The following is a 12,543-nucleotide window of genomic DNA, read 5'->3' as shown; positions in this document are numbered from 1 at the left end:
CCCTCAGCGACCGATGATCATCGCGCGCAGGCTCTTCGGCACCAGCAGCGCGAGGGCGACGTGGATGACAAGGAAGGCGCAGATCGCGGCCATGCAGAAGAAGTGGACGTAGCGCGCGGTCGGATAGTCGCCGAACAACATGACCAGCCAATGCAGCTGCACCGGCTTCCACATCCCCAGGCCGGACAGCACGATCAGCACGCCGACCACGATGATGCCGGCATAGAGCACGCGCTGCACGTAATTGTAGACGGTGAGATCGTCATGGCCGAGCTTGAAGGTCAGCGCCGCCCTGACGTCGTGGAGCACGCCGGCCGGCGTGATCGGCAGCAGCTTTTTGCGGAAGCGGCCGGTGGCGAAGCCCGTGACCAAATAGGCGAGGCCGTTGATCATCAACAGCCACATCGCCGCAAAATGCCAGAGCAGGCCGCCGCCGAGCCAGCCGCCGAGCGTATACTCACGCGGGAAGCTGAAACCGAACAGCGGCGAGGCGTTGTAAATCTGCCAGCCCGACAGGATCATCAGGATCATGGCAAGGGCGTTGATCCAATGCATGACGCGGACCCAGGCCGGCTGGATCACTTTGGCCGGGCTGGACCGGACCTGCTCGTCGGTGACTGTGAGGCTTGCCATGATGGTTCCGTCCTTGGACCGTCCCTTGGATCGTCTGTCGGGAATTATACGCCGGGCATTCCGTTTTCGTTACGCCCCGCCGACGATCGAATCGATGCCGGCAGGCTATCGCGGTCACAATAAAGCGAGCCGGGTGGCCCCGGCTCGCCGTTTCGTCGCACCCTGTCGGGGGTGAAACAGGATGCCGCGGTGTTACGTCGCCGGCATCAGCACGGTGTCGACCACATGGATCACGCCGTTCGACTGGTTGACGTTGGAGATCGTCACCATCGAGGTGCCGCCCTTGGCGTCGATGATCCAGACCTTGCCGTCCATCTTCTTCACCGTCAGCTCCTCGCCTTCCGCCGTCTTCAGCTTCTTGCCGTCGGTGAGGTCGGAGGCCTCGAGCTTGCCGGGCACGACATGGTAGGTGAGGATCTTGGTCAGGGTCGCCTTGTTCTCGGGCTTGACCAGGGTGTCGACGGTGCCGGCCGGCAGCTTGCCGAAGGCAGCGTTGGTCGGCGCGAACACCGTGAACGGGCCCTTGCTTTCCAGCGTCGGCACGAGACCGGCCGCCTTCACCGCCGCCACCAGCGTGGTGTGGTCCTTGGAGTTGACGGCATTCTGGACGATGTTCTTGGACGGGAACATCGCAGCGCCGCCGACCATGACGGTCTTCTCTTCCGCGCGAACGGGCGCGACGACGGTCGCGGTGATGGCGAGGGCGCTGAAGGCGGCGGCAGCGAGATAGGCAATACGCTTCGACATGGAAAGTCTCCCGATTGAATTGAGCCCGGCAATGGCCGGTGCTTGAGTTGGGGCAACAACGGCGGCTGCGGCAGTTTGACGTGAAGCAGCAGCGCCGTCGTTGGACCGAACTACGGGAGGGTTTGCGAAGTGGTTTCGGGGAAAAATTCTTTGTGATGCGTGAAACTATGTGCGGGGCGCTTCGTGTGGTGCGCGGGCGCGGTCCACACACTCCGCTGTCGTCCCGGACAAGCGCAGCTCCGACAACGCGCAGCGTTGTCTGGAGCGGAGCGCAGAGCCGGGACCCATAACCCCAGGAAGATATCGTGGCACGAGCTGGCAACCACGAGTCTTCGCCAAACTCCTCCCTGTGGTTACGGGTCCCGGGCTCGCGACTTCGTCGCGCCCCGGGACGACGAGTGGAGATTGTCGCGCGCGCTATACCTCAATCCCTGCTCAACGGCGTCTGAATGAACCCGCGATTGTGCGTCGGGCTGATCAGGAGCTCGTTGATGCAGACGCGCGCCGGCATCGACGCGATGAAGGCGATGGTGCGGCCGAGGTCTTCGGATTGCAGCATCCTGGCCTGCTCCTCCTCGCTTGGCACCACCGGGCGCAGCTTCAGGATCGGGGTCGCCACCTCGCCCGGCATCAGGCAGCAGGCGCGCAGGCCGTTGACGCATTCGTCCATGTTGAAGGAATGGGTCAGCGCCAGCACCGCGTGCTTGGTCGTGGTGTAGGCCGGGCCCGGCATCTTCGAAACGTGGCGGCCGGCCCAGGACGAGACGTTGATGATCGAGCCGTCCTTTTGCTTGCGCATCGTCGGCAGCACCGCGCGCATGCAATAGAGCACGCCGTTGAGGTTGACCTGGACCAGCTTGTCCCAGCCCTCCAGTTCCATGTCCTTCCAGCTGCGCTTGGGGACATTGATGCCGGCATTGTTGACCAGAAGATCGATGCGGCCATGCCTGGCGACGATCTGATCGGCCGCCTTCTGGGCTTCAGTGGCGTCGGATACGTCCAGCGCGATGGCCTCGGCGGCCCCGCCCGCCTTGATGATCTTGGCGACCACGGTATCCAGGGCTGACTGGCGCCGGCCCGAGACCACCACCGTCCAGCCGTCGGCAGCCAACGCCTCGGCGCCGGCCTCCCCGATCCCGCTGCCGCCGCCGGTGACCCAGGCCACGCGTTTCCCATTTTTTGTCATGCAAACTGTCTCCGTTGCTTCATCGGGGCGGTTTTTGCTAATCCAGCCCTCGGTTTTGACCGACCTTGCGGTCCAGGAAATCTTGCATGAACCAAGCAGCCAACGCCAATCTGTTTTCCCGCCTGTTCGACGGCCTGGACGATCCCAAACGCCTCGCGATCGAGACGCATGACGGCGCCCGTATCAGCTATGGCGATCTGATTGCGCGGGCCGGGCAGATGGCGAATGTGCTGGTCGCGCGCGGCGTGAAGCCCGGCGACCGCGTCGCGGTGCAGGTCGAGAAATCGGTCGCGAACATCGTGCTCTATCTCGCCACGGTGCGGGCCGGCGCGGTCTATCTGCCGCTCAACACCGCCTATACGCTGAACGAGCTCGATTACTTCATCGGCGATGCCGAGCCGTCGCTGGTGGTCTGCGATCCCTCCAAGGCCGAGGGCCTCGCCCCGATCGCCGCCAAGGTGAAGGCCAGGGTCGAGACGCTCGGCCCCGACGGCAAGGGCTCGCTGACGGAAGCCGCCGAAAAGGCGAGCAGCGACTTTACGACCGTGCCGCGGGCGAGCGACGATCTCGCCGCGATCCTCTACACGTCGGGCACCACCGGCCGCTCCAAGGGCGCGATGCTCACCCACGACAATCTCGCGTCGAACTCGCTGAGCCTCGTCGGCTACTGGCGCTTCACCGACAAGGACGTGCTGATCCACGCGCTGCCGATCTACCATACGCACGGCCTGTTCGTGGCGACCAACGTGACGCTGTTTTCGCGGGCGTCGATGATCTTCCTGCCGAAGCTCGACCCTGACCTGATCATCAAGCTGATGGCGCGCGCCACCGTGCTGATGGGCGTGCCGACCTTCTACACCCGCCTCCTGCAAAATGCCGCGCTGTCGCGCGAGACCACCAGGCACATGCGGCTGTTCATTTCGGGCTCCGCGCCGCTGCTCGCCGAAACCCACCGCGAATGGTCCGCGCGCACCGGGCACGCGGTGCTCGAGCGCTACGGCATGACCGAGACCAACATGAACACGTCGAACCCCTATGACGGCGAGCGCGTGCCCGGCGCGGTCGGCTTTCCGCTGCCAGGCGTCTCCGTGCGCGTGACCGAGCCCGAGACGGGCAAGGAATTGCCGCGCGAGGAAATCGGCATGATCGAGGTCAAGGGCCCAAACGTGTTCAAGGGCTACTGGCGCATGCCGGAGAAGACCAAGGCCGAATTCCGGCCCGACGGCTTCTTCATCACCGGCGACCTCGGCAAGATCGACGGCAAGGGCTACGTCCACATCCTCGGCCGCGGCAAGGATCTCGTGATCTCCGGCGGCTTCAACGTGTACCCGAAGGAAATCGAGAGCGAGATCGACGCGATGCCCGGCGTGATCGAGTCCGCCGTGATCGGCGTGCCGCATGCCGATTTCGGCGAGGGCGTCACCGCGGTTCTGGTCTGCAACAAGGGCGCGGACGTCAGCGAAGCCTCGGTGCTGAAGGCGCTCGACGGGCGGCTCGCCAAATTCAAGATGCCCAAGCGCGTGTTCGTGGTCGACGAGCTGCCGCGGAATACCATGGGCAAGGTGCAGAAGAACGTGCTGCGGGATACGTACAAGGATATTTACGCGAAGAAGTGAGGCGTGGACTCGTCGAGAAGCTGCGTCGAGGAACCACCACGCGACGCGCTGTCATGCCCCGCGAAGGCGGGGCATCCAGTATTCCAGAGACGGCTATGATAGAACCAAGAGGCCGCGGCGTACTGGATTCCCCGCCTTCGCGGGGAATGACACTGAGGGTGTAGGACGCGCATGCCCCAAACCCGTCACTGCCCGCCCAACAAACTCATCACGAACCTGCTTCCGACAATAAACAGATAGCACCCGAACGCTGCTTCCAGCGTCCGCTTCGACATCGCATGCGCGGCTCTCACGCCGAGCGGCGCGGTGACGAGACTCATCGGCATCACCAGCACGGCGCCGATCAGCGAGACATAGCCGAGCGCGAACGGGATTTGCAGGGCTGCGACGGCCGGATAGGTCCCTGCTGCCGGCCAGCCGGCATAGACGTAGCCAATTGCGCCGGGGATCGAGATCAGGACGGCGAGTGCCGACGAGGTCGCCACCGCCTGATGAATTGGGCGACCGTAAAAGGTCATCAGCAGGTTGGAGAACAGGCCGCCACCGATGCCCATCAGCGTCGACAGGATGCCGACGCAGAAGCCGTAGACGCGCATCAACGGGCCCCTCGGCAGATCGTCGCCGAGCTTCCAGGTCTCGCGCGCGAAGATGAGCCGCACGGCAGCCGACCAGGCGACACAGACGAACACGATCTTGAACAGCCGCTCCGGCGCGTAGCGCGCGACCACGCTGCCGGCGGCGACGCCGATCACGATCGGCAGCCACCAGACGCGCAGGATCGCCATGTCGACGGCGCCGCGCCTGTAGTGCGCCTGGAACGAACGGATCGAGGTCGGGATGATCACCGCGAGCGAGGTGCCGACGCAGAACGGCATGCGTACCTCGAGCGGCACGCCGGCAATTCGGAAGCACTCGTAGAACACGGGCACGAGAATCGCGCCGCCGCCGATGCCGAACACACCGGCCAGGAATCCCGAGAGCGCGCCGGTTGCGATCAGCAGCAGCGCGAGTTCGACGATCTCCTTGATATCAAGTCCCGCCATCAGCACGTCCAAAGCCTGGTCTCGAGGACAGCGATAGACCCTTTCGTATTGCGCTACTATCGGCGAAGCTGGGCAGAGTATCTTGCTGAAAACGGAAGGATGGCCATGGACCAGCTCGCGGCAATGGCGACCTTTATCCGGGCTGTCGACACCGGCAGCCTGTCCGCGGCGGCGCGGTCATTGCCGAGCTCGCTGACGGCGGTGAGCCGGCAGATTTCGGCGCTCGAGCAGCACTTCGGCACGCGCCTGCTGGTACGTACGACGCGGCAGTTGGCGCTCACGGACGACGGCCGCATGCTCTACGAACGCGCCAGATCGATCCTCGGCGAGGTCAAGGAGATCGAGGAGGCGCTGGCGGGAAGCCGCCGCGAGCCGTCGGGACGCCTGCGCGTGAGTGCGCCGACATTGATGGGGCGCCTGCTGATCGCACCGCTGCTGGGCGACTTCCTGCGCGCCTGTCCTTCGCTGTCAGTCGATCTGCTGCTGGTCGATCGCAACGTCAACTTGATCGAGGAAGACATTCATCTGGCGCTTCGCGTCGGGCGCATTCCCGATTCCCAGATGGTGACGCGGAAACTCGCGGAGGTGCAGATGATCCATTGCGCCTCGCCTGGCTACCTCGCACAGCGCGGCGAGCCGCAGAGCCCGTCCGATCTGCCGCAGCATGATTGCCTGGTGTTCTCCGATGCGCCCGGCGCAGCGACCTGGCGATTCGGCCGCGACGCGAAGGGCGGATCGAGAATCCGGATAGCGGGACGGCTCTGGATCAACAGTCTCGACGCGCTCGCCACCGCCGCAGAGAACGGCGCCGGCATCGTCCGCGTGCCGTCATGGCAGGTCGAAAGGCAACTTGCCGAGGGGCGCTTGCGTCGTCTGCTGCGTGAGCATGAACCTGCCCCGGCTCCGCTCCATGCGCTCTATCAGCCGTCGCGCCTGGGGTCGGCGAAAATTCGCGCTTTCATCGATTTCCTGGTCGAGCGGTGGCGCGGGAGCGATCCCCTCGGCCGGTGATTCCTCCGGCGGGGTGGGATGCAGGCCGCGCATATCCACCCGTCATGCGAAAAATCGGTGCGCGTGGCGGAAATTGGAAGTGGCTCGTCGGCCATGCGAGCCGGCTCGGGGCGTCATGAACTGACTGGTTCGAACCGTGGCTGGCCCGCGACGGCCTAGAGCCGTTCCAATAGTAATTTCAATGCGCCTCAGGCGCCGCCGCAAAGGGTGAACTTATATTCTATTCTTGGTCGGCACACCATCGCTCTGGTATACCAAGCCCCTGATTGGCCTTGTTTCATCAACGCTGTAGCGCTGAACCACGGTTCGATTTATGGCGATTTGGTGATTGCGCAGGCCAAATCGACTCCGTAAATAGAGCCGACCTTTCGCGATCCCCGCGCGCCCCCTGCTGGGCCGCTACACAACATCAAAGCCCATGACCGCACGGATCGAACGACCGCTTTCACCACACATGCAAGTCTACCGCTGGACGTTGACGATGGCGCTGTCCATCGTCCATCGCGCCACCGGTATCGCCCTCTATGTCGGAACCCTGCTGCTGGCCTGGTGGCTGATCGCAGCGGCCTCCGGCCCCGCCGCCTATTCCCATGTCCAGGCCTTCACCGGCAGCATCATCGGCCGGCTGATCGTGTTCGGCTACACCTGGGCGCTGATGCACCATATGCTGAGTGGCATCCGGCACTTCATCTGGGACCTCGGCTACGGCTTCAAGGCCAATGAGCGCGAGGCCCTGACCTGGGGCGCGCTGATCGGCGGCATCGTGCTGACGGTGCTGATCTGGATCATCGCCATCGCGATCGGAGGTGGACGATGAACGCATCCGATACGCCGAAGCGCAGCATGCGCACCCCGCTTGGCCGCGTCCGCAATCTCGGCGCCGCCCATTCCGGCACGTCCGACTTCTGGCGCCAGCGCATCACCGCCGTCGCCATGACGCTGCTGATGATCCCGGCGCTGGTGATCGTCATGATGCTGCTCCGCAGCAACCATGCCGGCGCCGCGCAGATTCTCGGCTCGCTGCCAATCGCCGTGGTCCTGCTGCTCTTCATCTTCGCCAGCACCTGGCACATGAAGATCGGCATGCAGGTGGTGATCGAAGACTACGTCCACAACGAGAAGCTGAAGCTCACGGCGATCATGCTCAACAACTTCTTCTCGATCGCCGTGGCACTCGCCTCGACCTACGCGATCCTGAAACTTTCATCCGGAGTGTAACCCATGGCCAACGAGACGAATGGCAAGGGCAACGGCGCTCCCGCCACCAACGGAAAAGCCTACCCCATCGAAGACCACACCTATGACGTCGTCGTGGTCGGCGCCGGCGGCGCGGGCCTGCGTGCCGTGGTCGGCTGCAGCGAGGCGGGCCTGCGCACGGCCTGCATCACCAAGGTGTTTCCGACCCGCTCGCATACGGTCGCGGCGCAAGGCGGCATCTCCGCCTCGCTCGGCAACATGCACAAGGACGACTGGCGCTGGCACATGTACGACACCGTGAAGGGGTCGGACTGGCTCGGCGACCAGGACGCGATCGAATACATGGTGCGCAACGCGCCCGAAGCCGTCTACGAGCTCGAGCATTGGGGCGTACCGTTCTCGCGCACCGAGGACGGCAAGATCTACCAGCGTCCGTTCGGCGGCATGACCATGGACTTCGGCAAGGGCCAGGCGCAGCGCACCTGCGCGGCCGCCGACCGTACCGGTCACGCCATGCTGCACACGATGTACGGCCAGTCGCTGCGCCATGCGGCAGAATTCTTCATCGAGTTCTTTGCCATCGACCTGATCATGGACGACCAGGGCGCCTGCCGCGGTGTGATCGCGCTGAAGCTCGATGACGGCACGCTGCATCGCTTCCGCGCCCAGACCACGATTCTCGCGACCGGCGGCTATGGCCGCGCCTACGCCTCCTGCACCTCGGCGCACACCTGCACCGGCGACGGCGGCGGCATGGTGCTGCGTGCCGGCCTGCCGCTCCAGGACATGGAGTTCGTGCAGTTCCACCCGACCGGCATCTACGGCGCGGGCTGCCTCGTCACCGAGGGTGCGCGCGGCGAAGGCGGCTATCTGGTCAATTCCGAGGGTGAGCGCTTCATGGAGCGTTACGCACCGTCCGCCAAGGATCTCGCCTCGCGCGACGTCGTCTCGCGCGCGATGACCATCGAGATCCGCGAAGGCCGCGGCGTCGGCAAGAAGAAGGACCACATCTTCCTGCATCTCGACCATCTCGATCCCGCGGTGCTGGCCGAGCGGCTGCCCGGCATCTCCGAGTCCGCAAAGATCTTCGCCAATGTCGACGTGACGCGCGAGCCGATCCCGATCGTGCCGACCACGCACTATAACATGGGCGGCATCCCGACGAACTATCACGGCGAAGTGCTGACCAAGAGGAATGGCGACGACAATGCCGTGGTTCCCGGCCTGATGGCGCTGGGCGAAGCAGCCTGCGTCTCCGTGCATGGCGCCAACCGCCTCGGCTCCAACTCGCTGATCGACCTCGTGGTGTTCGGCCGCGCCGCGGCGCTGCGCTGCGCCGAGAAGCTGACGCCCAACGCCGAGCAGCCGGAGCTGCCGGCGAACTCGGCGGAAAAGGCGCTCGGCCGTCTCGACCATTACCGCTACGCCTCCGGCGGCACGCCGACCGCAAAGCTGCGCGAAGGCATGCAGCACGTGATGCAGAATAACTGCGCTGTGTTCCGCACCGGCGAAGTCCTGAGCGAAGGCCAGAACCTGATCGAGAAGGTCCACAGCGGCATCACCGACATCGCAGTGTCCGACCGTTCGCTGGTGTGGAATTCGGACCTCGTCGAGACGCTGGAGTTCGACAATCTGATCGCGCAGGCGGTGGTGACGATGAACTCGGCCGCCAACCGCACCGAGAGCCGCGGCGCCCACGCCCGCGAGGATTTTTCCGAGCGCGACGACAAGAACTGGATGAAGCACACGCTGGCCTGGCTGGACGATGCCGGCAAGGTCAAGATCGAGTACCGCCCGGTTCACGACTACACCATGACCAACGACGTGCAATACATCCCGCCCAAGGCGCGCGTGTATTGATCGAACAGTAGCCGTCATTCCGGGGCGATGCGCAGCATCGAACCCGGAATCTCGAGATTCCGGGCCTGGTCCTTCGGACCATCCCGGAACGACGAAAGGTTAGAGAAATGGTTGAATTCGCACTTCCGAAGAACTCCAAGATCACCGGCGGCAAGACCTGGCCGAAGCCCGCGGGCGCGACCGAGATTCGCGAGTTTCGCGTCTATCGCTGGAATCCTGACGACGGCAAGAATCCGAGCGTCGACACCTATTACGTCGACACCAATGATTGCGGTCCGATGGTGCTGGACGGCCTGATCTGGATCAAGAACAACATCGACCCGTCGCTGACCTTCCGCCGCTCCTGCCGCGAAGGCGTCTGCGGCTCCTGCGCCATGAACATCGACGGCCAGAACACCCTGGCCTGCACCCGCTCGATGCACGACGTGAAGGACGGCGCGGTGAAGATCAATCCGCTGCCGCACCAGCCGGTCGTGAAGGATCTCGTCCCCGACCTCACCAATTTCTACGCGCAGTACGCCTCGGTCGAGCCGTGGCTGAAGACGACCTCGCCGACGCCGCAGAAGGAATGGCGCCAGAGCCACGAGGACCGCGAGAAGCTCGACGGCCTCTACGAGTGCATCCTCTGCGCCTGCTGCTCGACCTCGTGCCCGAGCTATTGGTGGAATAGCGAGCGCTATCTCGGCCCCGCCGCGCTGCTCCAGGCCAACCGCTGGGTCTCCGATTCGCGGGACGAAGCGACCGGCGAGCGGCTCGACAATCTCGAGGACCCGTTCCGGCTCTACCGCTGCCACACCATCATGAACTGCGCCAAGGCCTGCCCGAAGGGCCTCAACCCGGCGGAAGCCATCGCCGAGCTCAAGCTCAAGATGGTCGAGCGGCAGATCTAGACGCCATTCACGCTTCGATCCCCGGCCGAGATGGCCGGGGCCTTCTGCGGCCTGCGTCAATTTGAGTAGATTTTTTTACCACCCCGCGCCGCGGGCGATTCCCGGGGAATACAACCACCGGTTCCCGTCATAAGCGACTTCCTTCCCAGCGGGAAATTCAGTTAAGCTCAGGTCCGGGGACCGGAGCGACTGTGCAGGGTGCGCAACGCAATTCGCTGAAGCTGTTGCAGTGGATGATGGCGGCATCCCTGGCATTGCCGATTGCTCTGTTCGCGATCGCCGCCACGATCTCCTACACATCGACAAAAGATATCGCCGACCGGGAGATCGAGCGCACGCTCGATGTTGCGCATGAGCATGCGCTCAAAGTGTTCGAGACGATCGACCGGAGTCTTGCCGAGCTCAACGAGGTCGTGCGCGGCCTCCCCGACGACCTCATCCGCACGCGCGAACCGGCGCTGCACCGCCGCCTGAAGCGGCTGGCCGATTCGCTGCCGCAGCTCAAATCGGCCTGGATCTTCGATGCGGACGGAAAGGCGCTGGTCAACAGCCTCGTCTCGCCGCCGCCGGAGCTGAGCTTTACGGACCGCGACTACTACTACGCCCATGTCGACCAGACCATCGGCACGTTCATCGGCACGCCCCTGACGCCGCGTCCGCCGTATCAGGGCGCCCGCTTCTTCGGCGTGAGCCGCCGCCGCGACTCCGACGACGGCAGCTTCATCGGCGTGATCCAGGCCTCCGTCCTGCCGGAATATTTCGAGAGTTTTTACGCCAGGATCGGCTCCGATCCCGGCAGCTTCTTCGCGATGGGCCGCGCCGACGGCGTGGTGCTGGCGCATTTTCCGCGGCTCGACCGCGACCTCCGGCTCGATCCAGGCGGGCCGGTCGGCCGCCAGATCGCCGCTCACCCCGCGCACGGACTCATGACCATCGCCTGGCCGTCGGACGGGATCGAGCGGCGCGTCGGCTACAAGCGCATCGCCGAATATCCGATCTATGTCAGCGCGGGGTTCGAGACCTCGGCGATCCGCGCGCGCTGGTTCGCCACCATGGGCCAGCATCTGGTGTTCGGCATTCCCGCGACCGCACTGCTGTTTCTGCTGCTCGCTTTCGCCTTCCGGCGCACCCAGCATCTCCAGACGGAGGCAGCAAAGCGGCGCGAGGCCGAGGAGGCGCTCAAGCACAGCCAGCGCCTGGAGGCGCTGGGCCAGCTCACCGGCGGCGTTGCGCACGACTTCAACAACCTGCTGACCGTGATCCGCGCCTCCGTCGACCTGCTGAACCGGCCGCAACTGACGGAGGAGCGGCGGCAGCGCTACATGACCGCGATCGCGGATGCGGTCGCGCGCGCCGCCAGGCTGACGTCGCAGCTCCTCGCCTTCGCGCGGCGCCAGACCCTGAAACCGGAGGTGTTCGACGTCGGCGAGCGGATGCAGTCGCTGCACGACATGCTCGCCACGCTGCTGGGCCCCGCGATCGAGATCACGACGCGGCTGCCGGCGGAGCCGTGCCTCGTCAATGCCGATGCCAGCCAGTTCGAGACGGCGCTGATCAACATGGCGACCAATGCGCGCGATGCCATGCAGGGCAAGGGCCGGATCAGCTTCAAGGTCGAGGCGGCGACGACCGTTCCGGACACGCTGGCGTATCTTCCGGGCAGTCGTGGCTTCGTCAGCGTCGTCGTCAGCGATACCGGAATCGGCATTCCGGCCGCGCGACTCGGGCGCGTCTTCGAGCCGTTCTTCACCACCAAGCAGGTCGGCCATGGCACTGGTCTTGGCCTTTCCCAGGTGTTTGGCTTTGCCCGGCAATCCGGCGGCGAGGTGACGGTCACGAGCGAAGTCGGCCAGGGCAGCACCTTCTCGCTCTATCTGCCGCGCGTGCCGGCGAACCTGCTGCCGCAGCAGCAGGCACCGAACACGGCACCGGCGGTGCCGGGCAGCGGCATGTCGGTGCTGGTAGTCGAGGACAATATCGAGCTCGCCAATTTCGCCGCCGATGGACTCACCGAGCTCGGCTACAGCATCACCCTGGTCGACAATGCCGCCGACGCGCTCGCCGAGCTGGTCGTGGATACGGATCGCTTCGACGTCGTGTTCTCCGACGTGGTCATGCCCGGAATGACCGGGCTCGAACTGGCGCGGGCGGTCCGCGATCGCGACATCGGTGTGCCGGTCGTGCTGACCACCGGCTACAGCGAGGCGCTGACGCAGGAAGGCAGCCACGGTTTCGATCTCGTGCAGAAGCCCTATTCGATCGAGGAGCTGTCGCAGATCCTCCACAGAGCCGCGCGGGTGCGCGATGGCGCGGCCGAATAGCCCAGTCCCGGAACCGCAGGGAACCGACTGATTTCCCTT

The 12,543-nt window shown here is 64.8% G+C and carries 11 protein-coding genes; 7 read left to right on the top strand and 4 right to left on the bottom strand.

Features of this window, described 5'->3' with window-relative positions; genetic code table 11:
• Positions 1 to 3: 3 nt before the first annotated feature.
• The 3 genes from BM118_RS28245 to BM118_RS28235 all read right to left on the bottom strand — a co-directional run bounded on the left by BM118_RS28245 (position 4) and on the right by BM118_RS28235 (position 2,566).
• Entirely contained in the window at positions 4 to 633 is a 630-nt protein-coding gene (locus BM118_RS28245) for a cytochrome b/b6 domain-containing protein (RefSeq protein WP_092189473.1), read from the bottom strand.
• Positions 634 to 825: 192 nt separating this feature from the next.
• Positions 826 to 1,380 (bottom strand): fasciclin domain-containing protein, encoded by a 555-nt coding sequence (locus BM118_RS28240; protein WP_092189471.1) that lies wholly within the window; start codon positions 1,378 to 1,380, stop codon positions 826 to 828.
• Positions 1,381 to 1,804: 424 nt separating this feature from the next.
• Positions 1,805 to 2,566: an SDR family oxidoreductase gene (locus BM118_RS28235; protein WP_092189469.1), complete on the bottom strand. Its 762-nt coding sequence runs from the start codon at positions 2,564 to 2,566 to the stop codon at positions 1,805 to 1,807.
• An 86-nt stretch (positions 2,567 to 2,652) separates the two neighbouring features.
• Between BM118_RS28235 and BM118_RS28230 the strand changes: the two genes are divergently transcribed.
• Positions 2,653 to 4,182, top strand: coding sequence for a malonate--CoA ligase (locus tag BM118_RS28230; protein WP_092189467.1), 1,530 nt, complete (start codon positions 2,653 to 2,655; stop codon positions 4,180 to 4,182).
• 185 nt (positions 4,183 to 4,367) lie between these two features.
• On the opposite strand, the gene BM118_RS28225 is transcribed toward BM118_RS28230, so the two are convergent.
• Positions 4,368 to 5,228 (bottom strand): sulfite exporter TauE/SafE family protein, encoded by an 861-nt coding sequence (locus tag BM118_RS28225; RefSeq protein ID WP_177234786.1) that lies wholly within the window; start codon positions 5,226 to 5,228, stop codon positions 4,368 to 4,370.
• Positions 5,229 to 5,330: 102 nt separating this feature from the next.
• Here BM118_RS28225 and BM118_RS28220 point away from each other — a divergent pair, with 102 nt between their 5' ends.
• From BM118_RS28220 to BM118_RS28195, 6 genes are all read left to right on the top strand, one after another.
• Positions 5,331 to 6,236 (top strand): LysR family transcriptional regulator, encoded by a 906-nt coding sequence (locus tag BM118_RS28220; RefSeq protein WP_177234763.1) that lies wholly within the window; start codon positions 5,331 to 5,333, stop codon positions 6,234 to 6,236.
• Positions 6,237 to 6,654: 418 nt separating this feature from the next.
• On the top strand, positions 6,655 to 7,053 hold the full coding sequence (sdhC, locus tag BM118_RS28215) for a succinate dehydrogenase, cytochrome b556 subunit (protein ID WP_092189463.1): 399 nt from the start codon (positions 6,655 to 6,657) through the stop codon (positions 7,051 to 7,053).
• Positions 7,050 to 7,454 carry a succinate dehydrogenase, hydrophobic membrane anchor protein gene (gene sdhD / locus BM118_RS28210; RefSeq protein WP_092189461.1) on the top strand — a complete coding sequence of 135 codons (405 nt, stop codon included), beginning with the start codon at positions 7,050 to 7,052 and terminating at the stop codon, positions 7,452 to 7,454. The genes sdhC and sdhD overlap by 4 nt, the downstream gene beginning before the upstream one ends.
• 3 nt (positions 7,455 to 7,457) lie before the next feature.
• Entirely contained in the window at positions 7,458 to 9,293 is a 1,836-nt protein-coding gene (sdhA, locus tag BM118_RS28205) for a succinate dehydrogenase flavoprotein subunit (protein ID WP_092189459.1), read from the top strand.
• 107 nt (positions 9,294 to 9,400) lie between these two features.
• Positions 9,401 to 10,183 (top strand): succinate dehydrogenase iron-sulfur subunit, encoded by a 783-nt coding sequence (locus BM118_RS28200; protein ID WP_092189457.1) that lies wholly within the window; start codon positions 9,401 to 9,403, stop codon positions 10,181 to 10,183.
• A gap of 191 nt (positions 10,184 to 10,374) precedes the next feature.
• The gene (locus BM118_RS28195; RefSeq protein ID WP_092189455.1) at positions 10,375 to 12,504 is read left to right on the top strand and encodes a hybrid sensor histidine kinase/response regulator; all 2,130 of its coding nucleotides are present in this window, start codon (positions 10,375 to 10,377) and stop codon (positions 12,502 to 12,504) included.
• The last annotated feature ends 39 nt before the right edge of the window (positions 12,505 to 12,543 follow it).

The organism is Bradyrhizobium sp. cf659, from assembly GCF_900113725.1.
Lineage (GTDB): Bacteria > Pseudomonadota > Alphaproteobacteria > Rhizobiales > Xanthobacteraceae > Bradyrhizobium.
The sequence above is the reverse complement of the archived record's forward strand: the minus strand, read 5'-3'. Positions and strand labels throughout refer to the sequence as shown.